At 57.9% G+C, this 23,467-nt stretch carries 19 protein-coding genes; 7 read left to right on the top strand and 12 right to left on the bottom strand.

Annotated features, from left to right (window positions below; translation table 11 throughout):
• Window positions 1-45: 45 nt before the first annotated feature.
• The 6 genes from PVV74_RS08065 to PVV74_RS08040 all read left to right on the top strand — a co-directional run bounded on the left by PVV74_RS08065 (window position 46) and on the right by PVV74_RS08040 (window position 7,268).
• Window positions 46-1,788, top strand: coding sequence for a heparinase II/III family protein (locus tag PVV74_RS08065; protein WP_274592834.1), 1,743 nt, complete (start codon window positions 46-48; stop codon window positions 1,786-1,788).
• Window positions 1,789-1,825: 37 nt separating this feature from the next.
• Entirely contained in the window at window positions 1,826-3,415 is a 1,590-nt protein-coding gene (gene purH / locus PVV74_RS08060; RefSeq protein WP_274592833.1) for a bifunctional phosphoribosylaminoimidazolecarboxamide formyltransferase/IMP cyclohydrolase, read from the top strand.
• A gap of 54 nt (window positions 3,416-3,469) precedes the next feature.
• Window positions 3,470-3,934, top strand: coding sequence for a signal peptidase II (lspA, locus tag PVV74_RS08055; protein ID WP_274592832.1), 465 nt, complete (start codon window positions 3,470-3,472; stop codon window positions 3,932-3,934).
• Between the two features lie 50 nt (window positions 3,935-3,984).
• The gene (locus tag PVV74_RS08050; RefSeq protein ID WP_103762714.1) at window positions 3,985-4,515 is read left to right on the top strand and encodes a DUF3035 domain-containing protein; all 531 of its coding nucleotides are present in this window, start codon (window positions 3,985-3,987) and stop codon (window positions 4,513-4,515) included.
• Between the two features lie 99 nt (window positions 4,516-4,614).
• Window positions 4,615-5,949 carry a M16 family metallopeptidase gene (locus tag PVV74_RS08045; RefSeq protein WP_103762713.1) on the top strand — a complete coding sequence of 445 codons (1,335 nt, stop codon included), beginning with the start codon at window positions 4,615-4,617 and terminating at the stop codon, window positions 5,947-5,949.
• Window positions 5,946-7,268, top strand: coding sequence for a M16 family metallopeptidase (locus PVV74_RS08040; protein ID WP_274592831.1), 1,323 nt, complete (start codon window positions 5,946-5,948; stop codon window positions 7,266-7,268). The genes PVV74_RS08045 and PVV74_RS08040 overlap by 4 nt, the downstream gene beginning before the upstream one ends.
• A 350-nt stretch (window positions 7,269-7,618) precedes the next feature.
• Here PVV74_RS08040 and PVV74_RS08035 read toward each other — a convergent pair whose 3' ends face one another.
• From PVV74_RS08035 to PVV74_RS07980, 12 genes are all read right to left on the bottom strand, one after another.
• Window positions 7,619-9,049 (bottom strand): MmgE/PrpD family protein, encoded by a 1,431-nt coding sequence (locus PVV74_RS08035; protein ID WP_274592830.1) that lies wholly within the window; start codon window positions 9,047-9,049, stop codon window positions 7,619-7,621.
• Window positions 9,050-9,275: 226 nt separating this feature from the next.
• Window positions 9,276-11,585 carry a hypothetical protein gene (locus PVV74_RS08030; RefSeq protein ID WP_274592829.1) on the bottom strand — a complete coding sequence of 770 codons (2,310 nt, stop codon included), beginning with the start codon at window positions 11,583-11,585 and terminating at the stop codon, window positions 9,276-9,278.
• A gap of 48 nt (window positions 11,586-11,633) precedes the next feature.
• Window positions 11,634-12,908 (bottom strand): TRAP transporter large permease, encoded by a 1,275-nt coding sequence (locus PVV74_RS08025; protein ID WP_274592828.1) that lies wholly within the window; start codon window positions 12,906-12,908, stop codon window positions 11,634-11,636.
• Between the two features lie 37 nt (window positions 12,909-12,945).
• Window positions 12,946-13,446: a TRAP transporter small permease gene (locus tag PVV74_RS08020; RefSeq protein ID WP_103762708.1), complete on the bottom strand. Its 501-nt coding sequence runs from the start codon at window positions 13,444-13,446 to the stop codon at window positions 12,946-12,948.
• 39 nt (window positions 13,447-13,485) lie between these two features.
• Window positions 13,486-14,553 (bottom strand): TRAP transporter substrate-binding protein, encoded by a 1,068-nt coding sequence (locus PVV74_RS08015; RefSeq protein ID WP_274592827.1) that lies wholly within the window; start codon window positions 14,551-14,553, stop codon window positions 13,486-13,488.
• Between the two features lie 37 nt (window positions 14,554-14,590).
• Window positions 14,591-15,352, bottom strand: coding sequence for a GntR family transcriptional regulator (locus PVV74_RS08010; protein WP_274592826.1), 762 nt, complete (start codon window positions 15,350-15,352; stop codon window positions 14,591-14,593).
• A 662-nt stretch (window positions 15,353-16,014) separates the two neighbouring features.
• Window positions 16,015-17,763 (bottom strand): SulP family inorganic anion transporter, encoded by a 1,749-nt coding sequence (locus PVV74_RS08005; RefSeq protein WP_103762705.1) that lies wholly within the window; start codon window positions 17,761-17,763, stop codon window positions 16,015-16,017.
• 209 nt (window positions 17,764-17,972) lie between these two features.
• Window positions 17,973-18,386 carry an aconitase X swivel domain-containing protein gene (locus PVV74_RS08000; RefSeq protein WP_103762704.1) on the bottom strand — a complete coding sequence of 138 codons (414 nt, stop codon included), beginning with the start codon at window positions 18,384-18,386 and terminating at the stop codon, window positions 17,973-17,975.
• Window positions 18,386-19,612, bottom strand: coding sequence for an aconitase X (locus PVV74_RS07995; RefSeq protein ID WP_103762703.1), 1,227 nt, complete (start codon window positions 19,610-19,612; stop codon window positions 18,386-18,388). The genes PVV74_RS08000 and PVV74_RS07995 overlap by 1 nt, the downstream gene beginning before the upstream one ends.
• A 25-nt stretch (window positions 19,613-19,637) precedes the next feature.
• Window positions 19,638-20,933, bottom strand: a complete 1,296-nt coding sequence (locus PVV74_RS07990; RefSeq protein WP_103762702.1) for a TRAP transporter large permease — start codon at window positions 20,931-20,933, stop codon at window positions 19,638-19,640.
• Window positions 20,934-20,936: 3 nt separating this feature from the next.
• Entirely contained in the window at window positions 20,937-21,425 is a 489-nt protein-coding gene (locus tag PVV74_RS07985; RefSeq protein WP_103762701.1) for a TRAP transporter small permease, read from the bottom strand.
• A gap of 84 nt (window positions 21,426-21,509) precedes the next feature.
• A complete protein-coding gene (locus PVV74_RS07980) occupies window positions 21,510-22,511 on the bottom strand; it encodes a TRAP transporter substrate-binding protein (RefSeq protein ID WP_274592825.1) in 1,002 nt (333 codons plus the stop codon).
• A 145-nt stretch (window positions 22,512-22,656) separates the two neighbouring features.
• Between PVV74_RS07980 and PVV74_RS07975 the strand changes: the two genes are divergently transcribed.
• Window positions 22,657-23,445 carry a GntR family transcriptional regulator gene (locus tag PVV74_RS07975; protein WP_274592824.1) on the top strand — a complete coding sequence of 263 codons (789 nt, stop codon included), beginning with the start codon at window positions 22,657-22,659 and terminating at the stop codon, window positions 23,443-23,445.
• The last annotated feature ends 22 nt before the right edge of the window (window positions 23,446-23,467 follow it).

The raw sequence follows: 23,467 nt of genomic DNA, 5'->3' as shown, positions 1-23,467 counted from the left end.
ACTTGCCAAACAGCGCCAAAAAGAGCGTGCCGAGGCTGGGAACCGATGTCGACACCCGATCAAGATATACCGCGCGTAACGCGGCTGCTCAATCGTCTGGCGGCTCGCCGGGCAACGTTCGGCGGCCGAATAACTGCATTCCTGTCACAGCCCGACCCACGTACCATCGGCAGCTTCGCCCGGGGCCGGCAGCTTTGCGCCGGGAACTTCCTGTTTGCGGGCACCCTTGTGCGGGACTCCGAAAAGTCGCCGTGGGATATCCACCCTCCGGACACTGCTTTTTCCCGAGAAGTACATGGATTTACATGGCTGGACGACCTTGCGGCGGCCGGGGATGCCAAGGCACGTTCCTGTGCGCAAGACTGGCTCTGGCGCTGGATCGAACTTTATGGGCGCGGGCGTGGCCCCGGCTGGACACCTGATCTTGCAGGGCGGCGCGTCATCCGCTGGATCAATCATGCGATCTTTTTGCTGTCGGGCCGAACACAGGCGCAATCCGATCTATTTTTGCGATCGCTCTCGCAGCAAACGCAGTTCCTTGCGCGGCGTTGGCGTGCAACCGCACCCGGGCTTCCCCGGTTCGAGGCTCTGACCGGCCTTGTCTACGCCGGCCTTTCCCTTGAGGGGTTATCGGCGAATGTAGTCCCGGCGTCGGTCGCCTTGGCCCGTGAGTGCGCGCGTCAGATTGATGAACAGGGTGGTCTGCCTACCCGAAACCCTGAAGAACTGCTAGAAGTCTTCACGCTGCTGACCTGGGCCGCCGAAACCTTGACCGAGGCCGGGCAAAACCCCTTGCCCGCGCACTGGACGGCCATCGAACGCATCAGCCCCACGCTGCGCACCCTTCGCCATGCCGACGGCGGGCTTGCCTGCTTTCACGGCGGAGGGCGGGGAATTGACGGTCGGCTCGATGCCGCGCTTGCGGCAAGCCAGATAAAAGGGCGCCATGCAAACGGCCTGTCCATGGGGTTTGCTCGGCTCAGCGCGGGGCGCAGCTCCCTGATCATCGACGCCGCCGTTCCACCCCAAGCGAAGGCGTCTGCCAGCGCGCATGCCTCCACGCTCGCGTTTGAATTGACGGCAGGGCGGCGGCCGTTGATCGTGAATTGCGGTAGCGGTGCCACTTTCGGTGCTGCCTGGCGTCGCGCCGGACGGGCCACGCCGTCACATTCGACCCTTGTGCTTAACGGCCAATCCAGCAGCCGCCTCGGGAAGGGACCGCAAAAGCAGGACTATCTGGTCGAAGGCCCCCGGGACGTTCCGATCAGGGTGAACCACGCGCCGGATGGCCTGACATTCGAAGGCGGTCACGACGGTTATGTCCGGGGGTACGGACTTACACACGTGCGCAAGCTGGAAATGACATTTGACGGACGCGGCATCGCGGGCGAGGATATGCTTCTTGCCTTGGAGGACTCAGACAAAAAGCTTTTTGATCGTGCCATCGATGCGATGAAGCTAAGGGGCGTTCCGTTTGACATCCGGTTTCACCTGCATCCCGATGTCGATGTCTCTGTCGATATGGGTGGAACTGCCGTCTCGATGGCGTTGAAAAGCGGTGAAATATGGATCTTCCGAGGTGATGGCAGCACCAGCCTGTCCGTAGAATCAAGCGTTTATCTGGAATCCGGCAGGCTGAAGCCACGTGCGACCAAACAAATCGTTCTATCCGGCCGCGCAATGGAGTATGCGACGCGCACAAGGTGGTCACTGGCCAAACCGCAGGACTCTCCGATCGGCGTGCGCGATCTGGCAGAAGACGGACGAAAACCAGTGGCGCTCAGTTGAACGATACCCATAGACTGCCACAAGGACAGGTTGCCCAATGACCGATCTCGCCCCCCTGCGCCGCGCGCTGCTTTCCGTTTCCGACAAGACCGGTCTGGTCGATTTGGGCCATGCGCTAGTCAAACGCGATGTGGAGTTGCTGTCCACCGGCGGCAGCGCCAAAACGCTGCGCGACGCGGGACTCGACGTAAAAGATGTGGCCGAAGTGACGGGCTTTCCAGAAATGATGGACGGACGCGTCAAGACGCTCCACCCGATGGTGCATGGCGGGCTTCTGGCGCTGCGCGACAATGACGACCACCGGGCATCGATGGACGAGCACGGTATCGGCCTCATCGACCTGCTGGTGGTGAACCTCTACCCGTTCGAGGAAACCGTCGCCAAGGGCGCCGACTATGACACCTGCATCGAGAATATCGACATCGGTGGCCCGGCCATGATCCGCGCGGCGGCCAAGAACCACGCCTTCGTCAACGTCGTCGTGGATGTTCAGGATTACAAGGCCCTGCTGGCCGAGCTGGACACCCATGATGGTCAGACAACCTATGCTTTCCGCCAAAAACTGGCGCTCAACGCCTATGCGCGCACCGGCGCGTATGATGCCGCCGTCTCGGGCTGGATGGCCGGAGCCCTGAACGAGACCGCTCCGCGCCGCCGCGCCGTGGCCGGACAGCTGGCGCAAACCCTGCGCTATGGCGAGAACCCGCATCAAAGTGCGGCGTTCTACACCGACGGCTCCGCCCGTCCCGGCGTCGCGACGGCACAACAGGTGCAGGGCAAGGAACTCAGCTACAACAACATCAACGACACCGACGCAGCGTTTGAGCTGGTCAGCGAGTTCGCCCCCGTCGACGGCCCCGCCTGCGCCATCATCAAACACGCCAACCCCTGCGGCGTGGCCCGCGCCAGCACGCTGAAAGAGGCTTACATGCGCGCCTTTGACTGCGACCGCACTTCAGCCTTCGGCGGCATCATCGCGCTGAACCAGCCGCTTGATGGCGCCACCGCTGAAGAGATTGCCGGCATCTTCACCGAAGTGGTGATCGCGCCTGGCGCCGACGACGACGCCAGGGCTGTTTTCGCCACGAAGAAAAACCTACGCCTGCTCACCACCGATGGCCTTGCCGACCCGGCCCAGGCCGCGTTGATGCTCAAGCAGGTCTCGGGCGGCTACCTCATGCAGGACAAGGACAGCGGGCAGGTGTCGGCGGACGACCTCAAGGTTGTGACCAAGCGCGCGCCGTCGGACCAGGAAATGGCTGACATGCTGTTCGCCTGGAAGGTCGCCAAGCACGTGAAATCCAACGCCATCGTCTACGTCAAGGATGGCGCGACCGTGGGCGTCGGCGCGGGCCAGATGAGCCGCGTCGACAGTTGCCGCATCGCCGCCCGCAAATCGCAGGATATGGCTGCGGAGCTGGGTCTCTCCGCGCCGCTCACCCAGGGCAGCGTGGTGGCGTCCGACGCGTTCTTTCCCTTTCCCGACGGCTTGCTGACAGCCGCCGAGGCCGGCGCGACCGCAGTAATCCAACCGGGCGGTTCTATGCGTGACGACGAGGTGATCGCCGCCGCCGACGAGGCCGGGCTCGCCATGGTCTTGACCGGCATGCGCCATTTCCGGCACTAAGAACCGAAACGATAAGCGGCCGGCACATGCAAGCGGGCCTTGAAGGAGAGCAGTATGCGCACGCTTGCGTGGGTCGCGGGTATCATTTTCGTACTCGATCAGATCACTAAATACTGGATCGTCCAGATCCTGGACCTCAAGACAGTGCGCTCGATCGAGGTCCTGCCGCCCTATCTGAACCTCGAAATGGCCTGGAACACCGGCATCAACTTCGGCGCCTTCGCCGGGGCCAGCCCCTGGATCTGGATTGTGGTCGCTCTGGTGATTGTAGGGGCGGTTTTGTGGTGGGTCTGGACCGACCCGCATGGCCGCTGGCAGCAGATTTCGGCAGGTCTTTTGGTGGGGGGGGCTCTCGGCAACGTCATCGACCGCCTTATCTACGGCGCCGTTGCGGACTTCCTGAACATGTCATGTTGCGGCTTCACTAACCCGACCTCGTTCAACGTAGCCGATATCGCGGTTTTCATTGGTGCCTTTGGCATGGTAATCTTCAGCTCGGACGGTAAAAAGGCGGCGTGACGTTCCGGAGCGAATAGGGTAAGTCTGACGGAACGGAGCAGGAGTGGGCAATGAAACTTCCGGCGATTTTGGTCTTGACCCTCGCGATGGCGGTCTCCGCCTGTGGTGGTCGTGACAGGGACATCACGCTTTCGCGGATCAAGAACACGGGCAACGGACCCGAAGAGTTCAACATCGTCCCCGGAAAGCCCCTCCAGGCTCCTGATAGCTATCGCGCCTTGCCCGCACCCACGCCTGGCGGCACCAACATCACCGACCCCACACCGCGCGGTGACAGCGTGGCCGCGCTTGGCGGCAATCCCGCTGCGCTGGCCAACACCGGGATCGGACGCGCCGACGGTGGCCTCGTGAACTATGCCAACCGCTTCGGCGTCGTGCCGGGCATCCGCCAGACCCTCGCGCGCGAGGATGTCGAGATCCGCCGCCAGCGCGGTCGTGTCAACATCCTGAATATCGGCAGGAATGATGACTATAACCTCGCGTATAAGCGCCAGTGGCTGGATTCGAGCGCCGAGGCGACTCGCTTGCGCCGGATCGGGGTTCCCACACCCTCATATCCGCCGGCTGGTACAAGGCGCTGACACCAGCCGACCGCTCACAACAAGGTCAGAACTGTTGAATCGTCTCGTGGGCGGCGTATCTACCCTGCAATGTGTTCGCATTCTTTAAGGGAGTCCCCCATGCGCAATTGGCTATCCGGCGTGTGCCTTTTCGTTATGTCTGCCGCATCGGCCGCAGCTGATGACATGGTCACCACGTTTTCACTGAAAAACGGCATGGATGTCGTCGTCATCGAGGACCACCGCGCACCTGTCGTGATGCACATGGTTTGGTACCGCGCAGGCTCCGCTGATGAGAACCCGGGGGTCTCGGGCGTGGCGCATTTTCTCGAGCATCTCCTGTTCAAGGGAACCAAGAACATGGCACCGGGAGAGTTCTCTTCCACCGTTGCCCGCAACGGGGGTTCCGACAACGCGTTTACGAGCTATGACTATACCGCCTATTTTCAGCGCGTGGCCGCCGACCGGCTTGAGCTTATGATGAAGATGGAAAGTGACCGCATGGTCAACCTCCAGCTCGACGAGGAAGACATCCTGACAGAGCGCGATGTCATCATCGAAGAGCGCAACCAACGGATCGAAAACAATCCATCCGCCCTGTTCCGTGAGCAGCAAGGCGCAGCACAGTACCTCAACCACCGCTATGGCGTTCCGATTATCGGCTGGCAGCACGAGATGGTTGATCTGTCGCTTGCCGACGCGCTGGACTATTACAAGACCTACTACGCCCCCAACAACGCCATCCTTGTTGTTGCAGGAGACGTAACGCCCGACGAAGTGCGCGACCTTGCCCAGGAATACTATGAACCCATCCCGGCCAATCCGACGCTGCCCGAACGAAACCGCCCGCAGGAGCCGCGCCAATTGGCCGAGCGACGGATACTCTTTCAGGACGCTCGCGTTGCGCAACCATACCTTCAACGGTCCTACTTGGCTCCCGAGCGGGATTCTGGCGACCAAAAGACCGCGGCGGCCCTGACCATCCTGGCCGACGTATTGGGCGACGGCACCACCTCGATCCTTAACGAGAAGCTCCAATTCGACACACGCACGGCTGTCTATACCGGAGCGTACTACGGCGGCACGGCGCTGGATGACACGACGTTCAATCTTACGGTCGTACCCGCACCCGGCTTCACCCTCGAACAAGCCGAGCAGGCAATGGATGATGTGATCACCACCTTTCTTGAAGACGGCTTCAACGCGGAACGCCTCGAGCGGATCAAGACCAGCATCCGCGCAGCGCAAATCTATGCGCGCGACGATGTCGGCTCCTTGGCCAACCTCTATGGTCGCGGCCTGACTCAGGGGCTGACGGTCGAAGATATTCAGTCTTGGCCCGATATCCTTCAGGCCGTAACGGAAGAGGACGTGATGAAAGCCGCACGTGACCTGTTCGCTCAGGACAACAATTCCGTCACCGGCTACATTTCTGCAGAGGAGGTGACCCAATGAACCGCCTTGCCGCAATCATCTTGTCTGCTGTCGTTCTGCTGGCCGGGCTCCCGGCCAGCGCCGAAGTAGATATCAAGGAGATTACCACACCGGGCGGTATCGACGCGTGGTTGGTCGAAGATCATTCGATTCCCTTCGTCGCTCTCGAATTGCGCTTTCGCGGGGGTACGTCGCTGGATGCGCCGGGTAAACGTGGCGCCGTCAACCTGATGACCGGTCTTCTCGAGGAAGGTGCCGGAGACCTGGACGCTCGGGCGTTCTCCCGTGCAACCGAAACGTTGGCCACCTCGTTTTCCTATGACGCGGGACCCGACTCGCTAGGGGTGTCAGTCCGGTTTCTGACCGAAAATCGCGAAGCCTCGATGGCGCTTTTGCGCGATACCCTCATCAATCCGCGCTTCGACGAGGAAGCGATAGAGCGGGTTCGCGCGCAGATCATCTCGATTATCCAGTCGGATGCGAAGGACCCTCAGGAAATTGCTGGCAACAGTTTTTCCTCACTCGTCTACGGCGACCATCCTTATGGCAGCGATGAAAATGGAACTGTTGAAACCGTATCTGCACTGACCCGTAGCGACATTGTTGAAGCACACGCGTCAACCATGGCACGCGATCGGCTCTATGTCAGTGCCGTGGGCGACATCACCAGCGAGGAACTGTCGGCGCTGCTCGATAAGCTCTTGTCGGATCTGCCCGAAACCGGCGCGCCGCTGCCCGACGACGCCACGCTCAACCTGCCAGGTGGCATAAAGGTGGTGGATTACGATACCCCGCAGTCTATCGCTCTCTTTGGCCAACCCGGCCTGGAACGGGAAGACCCCGATTTCTTTGCGGCTTTCATCCTGAATCACATTCTTGGTGGCGGCGGTTTTGAAAGCCGGCTGATGACCGAAGTCCGGGAAAAAAGGGGGCTGACCTATGGCGTCTATTCCTATCTCGCAGATCGGGATGATGCCCAGGTCTGGATGGGCAGCGTCGCGTCCGCCAATGACCGTGTGGCCGAGGCGGTTGAAGTCATCACCGCCGAATGGAAGCGCTTGCGCGAGAACGGCGTCACTGAAGAGGAACTTGAAGACGCCAAGACCTATCTCACGGGCGCCTATCCCCTTCGGTTTGATGGGAATGGAACAATCGCCAACATAGCCGTTGGAATGCAGATGGACGGCCTTGGCACGGAATACATCGCCAACCGCAATGACAAGGTGAACGCTGTCACGTTGGAGGAGATCAATCGGGTCGCCCGTGAACGCCTTAATCCCAACAGGTTAACGTTCGTTGTTACAGGTCAACCAGAAGGATTGACCGGCACGATTAACTAAGACCCTGGCGAGGAAACTGAGATCCGGATTTTGACAAGCCGACCAGTTATGGGAAGTGATGCATAAAAAAACGGTTTTACCAAGCTCAGACTTTTGAGGTTGAGCATGCGGCATCACAGTTGATCGATCGAAAGTGTATCGCTGGGTTCAGAAGTTCGGGCCTGAGCTGACAAAGCGACGCTAAGCGGAATAGCAACAATCCGGACCATCAAACTTGGCTAAATCCATCACAAGCAAACAGGCGGTATTGGCGAAGTTGCCTTCATCGGCGGCTTCTTCAACGCCGCCGCATAACTTCTGGTGACACGAGGGCCTGCACTTACACTCTTCGGGTGAATGCAAAAGTCCCGTCAAAACAACTCGATTACATCAGTGATGTCGTCGAATTCGAGGATTTTGTTGAGACAGCTCAGAATCCTATCGCAATCCGCACTGGAAAAACTTTTTTCAGACTGAAATAGACAGTCGCGAAACTTGAAGTTCAGCTCTTCTTCCGTGAGAGGGTTGCCCGGACTGCCTTTTGTCTCTGCAATCCGCGTTTGGAAACTACTTCCGCTTTTAAGCACAATTTCCATTTCAACGGGAACAACGCTGGCGGCGTCCATTTCAAACTCTTCCACCGAAAACCTTTTGGCCAGACCGGTAATATCTTTTCTTTCCAGCACCTTAATCCTTTCGAAATCATCAATTTTCGGCCAACCCTTCGTGAAAGCCAGTGCAGCCGTGTATTGCGCACTGAACTGAGCATCTACTGTGGGGTTATCTCGAATGACGAAGGTGTGACCGATCTGGCCCATCGATTGAGGCGGTAAGAAAATCGTCCCACTTTCGATATCTTGCCATTTGAAGCCATGCTTGGCGCTCAGATGGAGGGCCGCATCGATAACTGGATGGGAGCAACGGCAGCAGGGGTATGGCTTCACACTGACATTCGCGGTCTCAAAATCGAGGCCTATGCGGTCGAGCAAGTGCGTCGGGTCACATTGGCCGTTCGCATACAATTCTCGCAATCCAAACTGACCGTCTACGATATTCTTCGCTCCTGTGATGCCACCGGCAGCAAGGAATGCTGATTGAACACCGGCCGAAGAGCTGAAGCCGGGTTGGATTCTCTTGGCCAGAACTCCGTCAACCAAACCCTGTCTGTTTGCATGAATTTGAGAGTACGCCAAGCCGAACGCGTTCGACATTGAATCTCGGTCAAGTTTCAACAATCGTCCACATGCACCGGCGCAGGCGAATGGCCCCCATAGGGTTGTCGGAAGCCAGCCCACATGAAGGTGGCGGATAAAGGCCATGCCTAGCCGATTGGAGATGTCCAAGCCTATGGCCAGCGCTGCAATAAACTCTCGGCCGCTGATTTTTCTGGAACGAACCCAGCTCGGCTTGCCGAAGCTTTCTGGAGATTTCAAAACTTCACACGTAGCCAGAAGTGCGGGAACCAGGGTGACACAGCCGTGGTTCACAGCACCATCGTGTGTATCATCGAAATCGTTGGCGTGACCCATTGCCGAGTTGATCAGCGCTGCAGAGAGAGGGCTGGTTTTTTCCCCGAACGAAAAAACGGTGGCGTGGCCACTTCCTCCCCAGAAGGCCAATGTTTCCCGTAATTCATTGATCCCTCTGGCGCTACTGCCTGCAAGAATGCACCCCATGGTGTCGGTAAAGAGGTCCGCCGTATGTTTCAAAACGGCTTCGGGTACATTTCTGCTTTCAAACGTTGCTGCATACTCGATGAGAGGAAGGATAGAGTCTTTATCGCGCGCCGATGTCGATTTCATGATTGCGCCCCGTGGAGTTTGCCATTGGCCAAAACAATAAGCTTTGCGTTGTAGTCTCAGCACCTTTCAGGCTGTTTGCGTTTACTTTTGGTATGCGATGTCCATGCACAGATCTTCGCAGGCGGGATGAGAACGCTGGACAAGATTTTCCGCCGCCAAACTTGGCTGATTTCTTGCTTCCGGTCTGCTGCGCCTTGTGGCATCGATCTCACCTGCAATCCGCCAACTACCTGTAAACATAGATTGGACTGGTCCAGGCACGGGTGCCGTCTTCCTGCGTGAGACGGATATAGATTGGATTGTCCCCATCGTCTTTCAGCATGATCTTGCGGGCGAAGCTCAGCGCGCGGTGGGAATTTTCATCCGGCAGGCGGAACACTTTCACGAAGCGCGGAAGTTCGCCCGATACGTCATATATCGTGTCTTCCAATCCGATCTCGGCAATCTTCTGTTCGAAGGACACCAGCGGCGTCTGCAACTTCAGGCTGCCCGAATCCTCGTCGGCGAGCGATATGTCAAATCCGCCGTAGTTCCCCGTGGTCAGAGCCTTCCAGGACAAGCTATTTCCATCGACTCCCAATGACTTGTCCCGGTTCAGGAAATTTAGTGGCGTTGCATCGGTGACCGCGTTGCCGGAGACATCGGCTGAACCATCCCAGATAACCTCGCGGAAACGCCCGCGATACTCTGCCCCTTCCCAATGAACCCGGATACGACGGCCTAGGTCGTCTTTGCCATAAGGCCGGACCGTCTCAGCGAGTTCCAGACCGTTGAAGATGTCGACCCGTTCAATTGGCGCCGTTGTTTCGATTGAAACGAACAGTTCCATCTCGCCCGAAGGCAGGTGCACGATATCACCCATCATCGCGCGATCCGCTACGGTCCCTTCAGCATTCTCAAACAGCGATGGATCATCGTGATAGAGCAGACCATTTTCCGTGAATCGGCCTTCAAGATCCACAATCATTCGCCCGTTTGCGCCACCTGTAGTTCCGTAGTGATGACGCTTGCGCTGGCAGTCCAACAAAGTCTCGCGGTCCAGTTTGTCCATCAGAAAACAGGACAACCCGCCAATCGCTCCAAACTTGCCGGCACCGGGATAAGAGGCGCCCGGCCTTCCTTTGTGTCCGTCAGAATTGGTGACGACCCCCACGCGATATCCCAGCCGGAAGGCGTCATGCAGAATCCACTCGAACGTACCCCACGACGAATGCACCTCGACCGACCGCTCGAAACGCCCGTCATGCGCAACAGAGATGTCCGCGTAACGGCCGCCACAATGGGCATACATCACCACGTCCCACTCACCGGCGTCGGCAAGGTCCGCGAACAGTGCTTCGCAGGTAAGTGCGTCCGAACCGTTTACGTCGCCGCCCTCGATCAGGGCGTGGGACGAGCGTCGGATCGTCCGGTTGTCAGTCGGAAAATAGACGTTGCGGTCCCCTCCGAGCGACGTGTTCCCCGACCACTCGTATCCCGGCAGCGCCACGTAGGTGCCGGGCTGATCATAGGTAGCGGTTAGGCGATTAAGCTCAGACCAGAACGCATCCGTGATCTGGAAGTCGTTGCCCTGATGCCCGCAGGCATCGACAAAGGCCAAGTCGCGGGCAAAGCTGAAATACTGGTCGGCCGAACCCGTGCCGATGGTTTCCTCGGATTGGCCGTGCATGTCGCCCCAGAAATGGATCAGGTCGGTGTCCTCGATCAGCAGAGGGTTCGTCTCGGCCACCACCGAGCCTTCCGCGTCTTTCAGGCGGACCGAAACGCGGCCCGGATTGGTTACCGACAGCCCGTCGATCACTGTCGCCCGCTGGCCACGTTCCATTTTGACCGTTTCGGGCAGGCCTTCTATCTGGCCGTCCGCCTCGATGGTCAGCGTCGTATCGCACTTGTCGGACGGGTTGCCCCATGCATCCTCGCCCTTCATTTTCAACGCAAATGCCTGCCCCACGCGCCGCCGGGTCGGAAGCACGGCGACATACCGTTCCGGCGCACCAGGCACGATCGCGATCATCGGCTGCACCGGTAGAGGCTGGAAATTGAACGTCGCGATCGGGTCGGCCAACACGCGAAACTCGAACGTGTCCTCGCAGAAGGTCTGCAACCGCATCCCCGGGCCACCGTGATCGGTCACACCAAACCGCACGGTAATGGTTTCGCCTTCGGTCAGGTACCCCTTGACCACCTTGATCCAGAGCGTGCGGTCCCACGGACGCACATTGGCCTTGGGGTCCCATCTGACCTGCAGCACAGCGCCATTTGACGCCTCCACCACAGTGTAGTTCGCCCCCTTCGGGTCGTCGAACTGCGGATTGCTCTGGTCCGATGCAAACCGGAAACAGATTCGCAGACTGCCGGAGTCGTCGATACCGTAGAGCCCGGCCGTGTAAGTCAGGGTAAAGGACGCGTAGGAGCCTGCTTCGAAATCTCCGTCAGGTGTGATTGACGCGGCTCCGAGCTGATCGAGGGGAATCGCGTCGCGCACGACCCCGCTGTTCATGTCGGTCCAGGGTGTGGCAGAGTCAGTCGCAGACATGGATTACGTCCTTTGCTTTTCGTTCTGTTGAGCTTGGGAGGCGTCGATCTAGCCAAAGGTCTCGACAAGGAAGGTCGAGAGGGGGGGGTAATAACTGATCAACATCAAGTCGAAGATCAGCACCAAAATGAATGGCCAGACATTGCGGACGATATCCTCGATCTTCACGTCGGTTATCGCCGAGGCTATGAAAAGGTCGACACCCAACGGCGGCGTGACGGTCCCGATGGACAGGTTCACCACCATGATGATGCCGAACACCAGCGGATCAATCCCGAAGGTCATCGCAGCCGGGTAAAGAATTGAGGTAAATATCACGATCGCCGCGGCGGCGTTCATCATGCAACCCACCACCAGCAGGAAGATATTGACGAAAAGGATATAGATGACTTGCGTGCTCGCGGTCTCCGCAAGGTACTGCGAGATCCCCTGCGGGATCTGGTTAATGGTCAGCAACCATGCAAAGACATGCGCGCTGTTCATGATGAACATCACGACCGACGACGACAGCACCGCCTTGAAGAACGCGTTGTAAAGCGCCTTCACCTTCAACTCGCGAAAGGCCAGGCCAACGACAAGCCCATAGGCCACTGCCACGATGGCGGCTTCGGTCGGGGTAAAAACGCCGCCGTAGATCCCGGTCAAGATGATGACCGGCATCATCAATGGCCAGAAGGCGGATTTGAACGACGCCAGCACTGCCCCGCCGCCCTCGAAAGAAACCTTCTCGATCTGCGTTTCGCGCTTGGTCATCAGGTAGTTCAGGATCAGCATGCTGATACAGATCAGCACCCCCGGCAGGAATCCGGCCAGGAACAGGTCGGAAATCGATACGCCCGTGACCACACCGTAAAGGATCAGCAGGATCGACGGTGGAATAATCATCCCCGTCACGCCCGCTGCGGCAATCGTTGCCGCGATGAAGGCAGGGCGATAGCCTTTCTCCGTCATCGGGTCGTTCATTACGCCCCCGATGGCCGCGACCGTAGCCGCGTTCGAGCCCGACAGCGCAGCAAAGAAGCTCGATGCCAAGATCGCTACCGCGCCCAGCCCGCCGCTCATGTGACCGACCAGCGACTGCGCAAAATTCACCAGCCTCCGCGACATGCCCCCGGTGGACATGACCTCGCCGGCAAGGATGAAGAAGGGAATCGCCAGCAAGGGGAAAGAGTCGTTCGATCCCACGATCTTGAGCGCGACGATCTCTAGGTTGATGCCGCTGACCAGAAGGCCCGCCACGGTCGCCAGACCGAGTGCCACCGCGATCGGCACCCGCAGCGCCATCAACACGACCAGCGTTACGAATATGGATGCGATAATCATGATCTGGTCCTTTACCTGGATCGTCCGCGGGACGGCGTCAGTGATCGTCGGCCGACAGGTCGGCCAAGGGCAGGGTTGCCTGTTTTACAAGCTGTTCGAGCGTGAACAGGATGCCGAAGGCCGCTCCTGCCGGGGCCGCGGCGAAAAGCCAGATCAGCGGGATCTGCATCGCCGGTGATATCTGGCTCGCGGCGCTCTCTGCCGCATGCCAGCCGGTGTAAAAAACAACCGCAAGGAAACCGATCACACATAGCGACGAGAACACAAGTGCACCGCGCATCAAGGGCGCCGGAAGGCGCTGCACAAACACCCCGATGGCCGCGTGTATATTGCGTCGCAACCCGATGGCCGTGCCCAACGCGACCAGCCAGACGAACAGATACCGGATCAGCTCGTCAGGAAAAGAAAGCGAGTCCTGAATGACGAACCGGTACCACACAGTCAGCACCCCCAGCCCCAGCATTACCGCAAAAGCCAGGACGCAGGCCGCCGCCAGAAGTTTTTCAGTCGAGTCCATGAGAGTTTTCAGACCGCTCATCTCAATCAATCCTTCCTGTGTTTCCAGCGGCGGACCGGCTTACTCTGCGTTCACCACAGCGTCGATCAGGTCTTGGCCCAGGCGATCGCTGTACTCTTCCCAGACAGCCGACATCTTGTCCTGAAAGGCTTGGGACTGCTCTTGGGTCAGACGGGTCACGACCATACCGTCCGCTTCCATTTCTGAAAGCAACTCGCCCTCGACACGATTGATCTCTTCGCGCTCCCAGGCCTCGGTCTCCTTGGCGACGCTGGCGATCAGCTCCTGCGTCGCTTCGTCGAAGCCCGCAAACTTGCCGTCATTGATCAGGAACATGATCCCGGCCCACTGGTGGTTCGAAAGGGTGATGTTGCCCTGCACCTTGTCAAAGCCGAAAGCGCGGACATTGCCGACGGGATTGTCCTGACCATCCACGGTGCCCTGTTGAAGGCCGGTGAAAACCTCCGATATCGGCATCGGGGTTGAATTCGCGCCCAGTGCATCGAACGTCGCGACGTTTAGCGGGTTGTTGATCACACGAAACTTGATGCCCTGCATATCTTCAGGTGCTTCGACCTTGGTGTCGCGCGTGGTGATTGTACGAAACCCGCTTTCGTACATGGCAAGGGTTCGAATGCCGATCTTCTCTCTCATGTCCTCGAACATAGATTGGCCGACCTCGCCGTCCGACACAGCATAGGCATGCTCGCGATCGCGGAACACAAAGGGCAGATAAAACACGTCGAGTTTGGGGTAGAAGCTGGCGACGTTGGTCGTCGGCACCAGCGCGATGTCTACCACGTTGACGCGCATCGCCTCGACCAACTCCTTGGACGACCCGATGGTCGAATTCGGGAACACCTGAACGGTAATGTTGCCATTGCTACGCTCTTGTACCGTATCGGCAAAACGCTGAGCGCCCTGCGCCAGAGGATGCGACTCGTTGTAGGGATGGCCGAACTTAAGTGTCATTTCCGGGAAGTCGGCAGCTATGGCCGGACCGTTCAGCGCAAGGCTCGTCGCGGCCACCGCCACGGCAGATCGGATCATCCGGCGGAAAGTGCGCAATGCTGCGGGATGGCGTTCTTGAGGAGGATAGTACATTGGAAAGCTCCCTGTTGTGTACATTCGTTTCTTTTATTCAATCCCGCCTTGTCCACGGCGGTTACTTCCACCGCGCCGGGTTGGGCGCGGTGTCTAGAAATTCCATCTCTCGGTCGCTCGGGGGAACAAAGGCGCGCTGCCAGATAACTGGCGTCTGACGAAACGTTTCGCTGCGGATCGTCAGAGTCAGACCGGTCACACCGAAAGGCATGTTGATCCGTCGTGTGACCCTTGGGGGAAATGTGCCGCAAAGCATCGTTTGCTCAGTATGCACCGTGGGCGTATTCAGCTTGTCGGCAAGCAAGTCGCGCACTGAGACCCCATCGAGATCTGACGGCTCCATCGCCAGAAGATCAGGAAACCGCGAGGCAGGCAGGTAAAGCTCACTGAAAATTTCAAACTCACGGTTGACGCTTATCAGCCTCTGGATTTTGACGTATCCTTTTGACTCGCTCTGCAGAAAACGGGACCACGGGCCTTGAGCCTCTGTGTGCTCGATGCTCTCGGTTTCGAAGAAAACCGGCAACAGGTCGCCATTTTCTTCCGACCTGAATCGGAAGTGACGCAGATGTTCATCTGGAGGACGGACGCCAGACACGAAGGTTCCGGACCCATGCACGCGCACTACGGCACCCATTGCCGACAAATGCCTCAACGCGTGCTGTATAGTACCGAGACTGTATCCAAGCTGCGCCACCAGCTGACCTTCGGACGGAAGCTGATCGCCCGGCCGCAGATCTCCTTTTTCGATCTGATCAAGAAGGATTTCACTTGCCAGTTTATACTTGGCCTTGCGACGCCCCCGCACTTCAGCTTCCTGCATATGATCGTCTCCTTTTCCCTCTTCTATATAGTATTACGCGATTCCCACAAAACTCTTATAGATTTCGACCACCTTCCAACTCAAAGCCTGGCAAAATTTGTGCAGAATTTAAGTCATATGCAATTTTTTAAAGCGATACTCGTGCGTGAAAACTGACAGACTCCGGCCACGCCCCGTCGAAAAAGCTCCTTGATGTAGCTCAAATAAACGAAAATTCGTAATTTCAGAGAATATACCAGAGCGAATCGGCCAGCCTCCCTTTATACCTATATATAACTTTACGATCTGACTCGGATCTTGCCTTTGGTGCGCTCCGCCTACCTTCGGCATCGCGCGCGCAGGACTGATGAAGGCACGTCCGGCCTGCGTGCACTGGAACGTACGTGAAGAATTCCGCGATCAGCTTCCAGGTATCAAGACAGCACTGTCGCGCGACAAAGGGCAGTTGCGCCATAATAAGAGCGGCCTCCCGAAACGAGTGACGCGCTCCAAGTTCGGCCTATAGCTTTTGCATTTCCGGCGTCGCACGATCCGGCAGAAGGTGATTTAGCGGCGACGGTGGAGAGCTTTGGGGTTCAGCACAGCGTGAACTTGGCATGGCTTGATCCGGGGAGATTTCACCTTCATGCGCCCCCCAAGTTCTTTCACTCCCCAGTGACAGTTCACTCTGCGCCCGGGAGGTAGTCACATTCCGAAAACACCCGCTTGGTGCAGACAGCACAGATTGACGGAGATATCTCTACTATAACCGATGACAGGGCATCCCCCTTGGAAATATGTAGATGGTCCTCGCCGATCTCCTCGATAACGTGAAAGCGACGCAGGCATTCCAATAAGGGCGGAAACATTGCAACTATATGGAACGTACCGCCCTGGCCGCGGGTATCACGGATCGCGTGTATCAGAAAATCCGCCCCTGCTAGGTCTATCTTGCCGACCCCCTTCAAGTAAAAAATGACGTGCTTCTGCTCCGGGCGTTGTGTGCGAATGGCTTTCCACTCAGCCTTAACATGCTCGACCGATCCGAAATAAAGAGGACCGTCCAGCCGGACGGTCACGACCTGAGGGCATTCAGGCAACCCCAGCAAAACCGCATTTCGAAACTTCCTGCGCCCGTTGGCCGCCTCAACCGGCGCGCTGACCAGAAGCGAAGGATGCGCGCTCTCGTAAATAAACACCGAAAGCGAAGCGATGACTCCGACATAGATCGCATAATCCAGTTCCAGGAACAGCCCCGAAGCCAGCGTCAACACCAGGATTACCGCTTCGGGCCGTGATTTCGTTACGATATGGCGGACCTCCTTGCGATCTATCAACCGCCACGCGACATACAGGATCAAACCTGACATCGCCGGTTTCGGAATGACCGTCATGTAGCCTCCGAAAGCTACGAGGATTGCTGCCAAAAACAGGCTCGCTGATATCGCCGACAGCGGCGTTTTCGCTCCGGCCTCCGCATTCACACCCGAACGCGTGAAGGAACCCGACCCCGCATAGCACTGGAATAGGCTTCCAACAGTGTTTGACAGTCCCTGCGCCACGATCTCCTGGTTCGGAGCGAAGCTCTCTCTCCGCCGTAGTGCAAAGGTGCGTCCTATCGAGATGGCCTCAAGCAAGCCTACCAGCGCCACGGCCGCGGCACCGGGCGCCAGCAGCACCACGTCTGCCCAAGTGATATGCGGCGCCGAAAAACTCGGCAGCGCAGCGGGGATTGCCGACAGCATCTCGACCCCCTTTTCCTCGGCACCTATCGTCGCAGCCAGACCGGCACCCACAAACAGCGCGATCAGGAACCCTGGCGCGCGCGGCAGAAAAGTCTGGAAAACGGCGACCGTCACGAAGGTCGCGCCGGAAATCAACAACGCCACAATGTTCATCTCGTGCGTCGACTCGGCCAAGCGCACCAGCCGCTCGACGACGTTGCCACCACTCTGGATCGACACGCCCAAAGCACCCGCAAGCTGACTCACGCCGATCAAAAGCGCAGCGGCGGCAGTGAAAGCAACGATCACGGAATGAGACACGAAGGACACTAGCCCGCCGAGCCTCGCCAGACCGGCCATGATTTGGAAGATTCCGACGAGCAGGGTCAGCAGCAGGGCGAGTTCTACAAACCGCGCACTGCCTGGTTCTGCCATTCCGTCCAGCGTCGCGAACAACAGCGCGGAAATCGCGGTCGTCGGGCCCGAGACCATCACCATTGAAGACCCGAATAGAGCCGCGACAACTGCGGTCACCATCGCAGTATAAAGTCCGTATTCCGGCGGCAGCCCGGCAATCGTGGCAAAGGCCACGCCCTGCGGCAGAACAATCGCCGCATTGGTGAGCCCGGCCAGAATGTCGGACTTTACAGTAGACCGAGTGCTGGCACGCAGCCACTCCACAGCGGGTAGAACGGAAAGTCTCTTCATAGGGTCAATCGTCGGACCTCAAAGGTCTGTCGGCCACGGTTCGAGCGTGGCGTTTCGAGATGTCTGAACGACTCGGAATACAACCGAGGCATATCCGCCCCATCTCACCGCGACGGATGCTATTCGCCGGCCAGAAACAATCCCGTGGCGAGGACCGAAACGTAACGTGATGTCACTTCGGATTCCCCAGCCACGGGTGTCGGGAGAATTCAATCCCTGTTGGTAATCGTCACCGTTCCGGCCTCGGGATCAATTTCCAGCACATCACCGTTCTGAATCAAATCCGTGACGTCGCCTCTCTCGAACCGGTCACACATGGTCAACCCGGCCAGCGCCGCGCCCTGAGCGAGAATCGTGTTGGCGGTGTTGAACAGGATCGCCTTGGGCGTGACCCCTCGGGCCTTCATCTCGTGCAGCATCCAGGCCGAGGCGACGCCGCCCTTCGACGTGTTCATGACAAGGATTTTGCCGTCATAGCTCTGCCCGGCAAGCGCGTGGTCCGGCCGCGAGAAAACACCCTTGATCCTATCCAGATCATAGCGCGCCGAGAAATTATCCTTTGCAACAAGCGCCTCGCCCTGCACGCTCTCTCCGATACCCTTATGGCAATTCAGCACGATCATTAGACGATCTCCCCTGCGATTGCGGAAGATACGCAATCTTCCATGCTTGCGAGCGCCGGCTCGTAGCCGTAGCCGCCCAGAATGTTCACGATCTTGGCCGAGTTACTCAACAGCCGCTTCCAGCCATTGGCCTCGCCCACTTCGCGCGCGAAACCGTTGTAGAAACATGTGCCGACAAGAACCTTGCCGCCCGCGTTCTCAATCTTTTCCACGAAGCCCATGCGCTGTGCGTCAGGATAGACCTGCGGAGCGGCGCAAGCGAACAGCGGAACCTTCATCTTCTTGCCGTTGCAAAGCGAGGCCACCTGCTCCATCTCGACGAGCGACAGCTGCGGTGCCGCGAATACCACCACGTCCAGCTTGTCACCCTTGCCTCCAAAGCGCGAGCGCATCGCGTTCATGGCATCGGCGTCCAGAACCTCGGTTGTAAGTTTTTCTCCGCCGACCGCTTCAAGGGTCGGTGCCTCCGGCGTTATCCCAGCCAAGTGGAATAGTGGAGTTGAACCATAGCTGGCCATCGCCGCGCCAAGGTGCTTCATCTCGTCCGAGGTCGGCACGACTTCCAATCCCTCGATCACCGGCACTTCCCAGTAGGAACCGACGGTTTTGCCTGCGACCGCGCCAAGGATACCCCAATCGGTCAGCCCCTTTGGCTGTTCGCTGACGCGCAGACGGCGCGTCGCTTGGCGCTTTTCATCGAGGTGTAGACCGTAGCGCGGTGTGCGACCCGTAAGGCCGGCGGCCAGCGCCGAAGGACCGCCCTCGAAGTTTGACCGGGCTCCGCAGGCAGAATTGGCATAGATCACCACTCCAGTATCGCCAAAGGCGACGTGATCGCCACGGATCGGCGGCATGATCGTCTGGTAGTTGATGCACGTGTTGGTCATCATCACGCCCATCTTTTCCAGCGCACCGATGATCCGGCGCTCAAGGCTGGCCATCTCTTCGGTCTGACCCATTGGCTCGTAATAGCTCAGGTCGACGCCGCGCGGATCCGTGATCGTCGGAATTTTCGCTTTGGCACCGTCTCGGGCCAGCCCCTCGAGGAAATCCGCCCCGGCCTCACCGACCGCTTCGGGGTCGCCCATCATATGGGCTTGGCTGACGGGAACCAGATCTTTGGCATCGAACATCCCGCCTACCTTGATCTGATGGTCAATAGCCCACTGCTGGGCCTTTCCCATCTCCCCGGCCAACATGGCCTGTTCTTCGTCTGTTAGGCGCATCACTGCACTCCTTTAGTTCTGTTTGTTATTTCATCTGCCCCGGCAACCAGGTGACAACCTCCGGGAAAAAATAGACGAGGTAGAGCATCGCGACCTGGATCAGGAGAAACGGAAATGCACCGCGTGCCAGCTTCCACAGGTTGATCTTCGAAATGCCGTGGATCGTGAAAAGATTGACGCCGATCGGTGGCGATATCTGCGCGATCTCCATCGCAATGGCAGCAAAGATACCGAAAGCTACCGGGTCCATGCCCAGCTCCATCGCGACCGGAAAAAAGATCGGGATGGAGATAAGCAGCATCGCCGCACTCTCTAGGAACATGCCCAGAACGATGTAGGCCAGGATGATCAGAGTAATCGCCCATACACCACTTGCATTGTCGATGATGGCCGACGCTATCGATTGCGGTACCTGTTCGAATGTCAGAAAGTGCGCAAAGTATTGGCCGAAGACGATCAGCATGAACAACATCGAGGTCGTCGCGGTAGCTGCCAAGGCCGCGTCCTTGAGCTTTCTCAGGTTCAGACGTCCCTGAAATAGTCCCAGAACGGTCACGTAGATCACGCTAAGTGCGCCCACCTCGGTCGGGGTGAAGAGGCCGGTGTAGATCGCCACGATGATGACCACGGGCAGAATGACCACGCCCAGCGAACTGAAGGTCGTCTTCACTCGTTCCTCGAACGGAATGTCGTGCACAATACGAACCGAGGGACGCGACAGGAACACGTAGGCCATGAACAGCGTCATCATGATCATGCCGGGGATCACGCCGCCGATGAACAGCTGACCGATCGAGGTCTCGGTGATGACACCGTAAAGGATCAGCGGGATCGACGGCGGGATAATGATCCCCAATGTGCCGCCTCCGGCAACGAAACCGCCGGCGCGGGCCTCACCATATTTCTCCTCGATCAAGAGCGGTATGGCGACCAGTCCGACGGTGGCTGCAGTTGCCACGGAAGAGCCGGAGATTGCAGCGAAGATACCGCAGGCGATGATCGTCGCCACGCCCAGCGAGTTCGGGATCGACCCGGCCCAGGCCTTCGTCACCTCGAACAAGTCGCGCCCTGCGTCAGTTCTCTGCATGATCGTCCCGGTAAAGATGAACAGCGGCAGAGCAATGAGTTCGAAGATCGACGCCCCCTGCCACGCCGTGTTGATCAGCGTTTTGAAAGCCAGGAACGGGTCTTCAATCAGCAAGGCCGCGCCAAATGCCGCCAACCCCATAGACACAAAGACCGGGATGGTCAGCAGCATGCAAGAGAACAGCAGGAAGATCGCTATATAGCCTGCATAATCGTAAAAGAAGTCTTGAAGCATTGTTCAGTCCCCCGACAGATGCAGGTCGAGATCGCCGTCGCCTTGCATGACCTTCACCAAAGTTTGCAGGAAGAGACCGAAGCCTCCGAGCGGGATCGCAAGCGCGGGAATCCACAGCGGAACCTCCAAAAGCGAGGCCGAGACGACTTCGTTTTTGACTAGGTCGGCGACGAAGTAGGCTCCAGCGGCGATAATCAGCAGCGCAAAGGCCAAAGTCGAAAGATCCGCGATCAGATTAAAGAGCCATGCACGATGCGGCATTGCGTCTTTAAGCAGAGTGACGCGAAAATGCGCACCGGACTTCACTGCCAGCGCATTTCCCATGAAACCAAGGAAAATGAATGCGTAGAGCGTGGTTTCGAAGACCCAAATCGTGGGAGCGCCAAAGGCGCGCGCGATTGCTTCATAGGCAATTGGAACGCTGAGCAAAATCATCAGGGCCAGCGAGACATAGGTCATGCCTAAGCCGATCATCTGGGCGAGTCTTATCATGGGCCTTACCTCCGCAAGGTCGCAAAAAGGGTCAAATTCTTGGGTGATGGGTTGGCGGGTCGCCCTGCGGCCCGCCTTGCGTATTCAGTTTGTCGCGCCGGAAACGACTGCCTGCACTTCGGGAGAATAGGTCTCTTTCGCCTTGTCCGTCAGTGATTCAAGCTGTGCCGCGAAAGCGTTCCACATCTCGCTATCCGGCTCGACGACCGTGACTTCGTTGCCGTTCTCACGCACCTCGTCCAGCAGATCCGCCAGCGCGTCGATCGCGTATTGCTGCATGTGGTCGCGCGCCTCAGTCGCCGCTTCCATCACGATTTCCTGGTTCTCGGGCGACATGGACTCAAACTTATCGCGGTTCATGACGTAGGCGTGGATCAGAGTGCCCATGACGCCATTCGGTACAAACATGTTCGACGTCACTTCGTAGTGCTTCAGTCCAACGGCACCGCCAAGGCCGCCCATTGCACCCTCGACCGTACCGCGCTGCAGAGCTGAATAAATCTCGCCTACCCCCAAGATAGTTGGCACAGCACCCAGGGACTGCAGAAGTTCCGCAGACCCCTTCGAATAGGCCCGGATCGAGCGACCCTCTAGAGCTTCCGGCCCATCGATGGCGAAATTGGTGCTGACCACCGGCGCGCCGATATCGAACATAGCCAGAAGAACAGCACCCTCTTCCTTCAGTTGATCGTTGAAGTACTCGAAGACCGGCATGCCCGGCTTCAGGTTCCCCAACGTCCACTCCATCGAGTGATCCCACAGCGGTGTCGTCAGGATGCCCACGTCCGAGATCCGGCCCGACCAGTTGTCGAGAGTGGTCAGGGAGATATCCATTGTCCCCTGCGGGATTGCCGTGGCGACAAATTGCTGTTTGAGCATCTCGCCGGCCTCGAATGTCTTAAGACGAAATTCACCGCCGGATTTTTCGTCAAGCAGTTCCTCGAACTTGGGAACGAATTGTTCGACCTGATAGTGCTTCGGACTGCCCCAAGTGGACAGTGAAAGTCGTTCCGACGCCGACACGGCACTGCCGCACGCCGCAATTGCGGCAGCTGTAGCCGCTGCAGTGATCCAGTTATTAAACATGATTTCTCCTCCCAGAAATTAATGCAGCCATCCAGTTTTCAGGAAAGCGCTATATAGTAAAAACATCATAGTAATCTTGCCTGGTCAATGTTTCTCTGTCATAATTTGATGAGATTCATCCAACCCACTGAAGAAAGGGACATTTTTGCGATCGAAGCCAAATGATACTGAAGACTTCATTGACCGATACTGGAACGATGACAGCAATCAGCCCAAGCATGAGCGGTTGAAACAAGCCTTTACTCTGGCCATTGCAGAAGGCTTTTGGCTTACCGGCATGAGGTTACCTACCGAGGCCGAACTGGCGCGTTATACCCCGTGCAGTCTCGGCACCGTTCAGCGAGCTTTGCGCGGTTTATCAAGCGACGGTCTTATCGACCGCCGTCGAGGTAGCGGTTCGGTCGTCGTCGATCTCGATGGCCGACTCTCAGATCCATGGCACATACGCTACGTCGCCCCTCAGGACAGCCCGGACAAATATCTTGAACTGCACACTCGGATCGTATCGCGCAAAGAAGTTTTCGAGCAGGGGCCTTGGAATGAAGAGCTAGGCGAGACCGGCGGTAGCGTGACAAAAATAGACCGCATTTTCGCTCTAAGCGGCGGGATCAATGTTTATTCGGAATTCTACGCGTTGACTTCTAGATTCCCCGAGTTTCTCGAATTGCCGCAGGACAAGTTGAATGGGCTCAACTTCAAAAAACTGATAGCGGCGAAATACAAATCGCCGACCCAAAAGGTCCGCCAACGACTCAGCTTTGTGCCGACGCCGGATCACGTAGCACAGAGCTGTGGCATTCCAGCCGGAGGTATCTCTCCGGTGCTGAACGTGCTGTCATTCCCACTGATTGGCGAGGCGATATATTACCAGGATTTCTATTTGCCTATGGGTGAAGGCGTTCTGGATTTGGGCTTTGCAATTAGAACCGCATGAACTCGACAAGTATAGAGGCACC

It is taken from the genome of Roseovarius sp. SK2 (genome assembly GCF_028807495.1).
GTDB classification, from domain to species: Bacteria; Pseudomonadota; Alphaproteobacteria; order Rhodobacterales; family Rhodobacteraceae; genus Roseovarius; species Roseovarius confluentis.
This window is presented reverse-complemented; position numbering and strand designations above follow the sequence as displayed.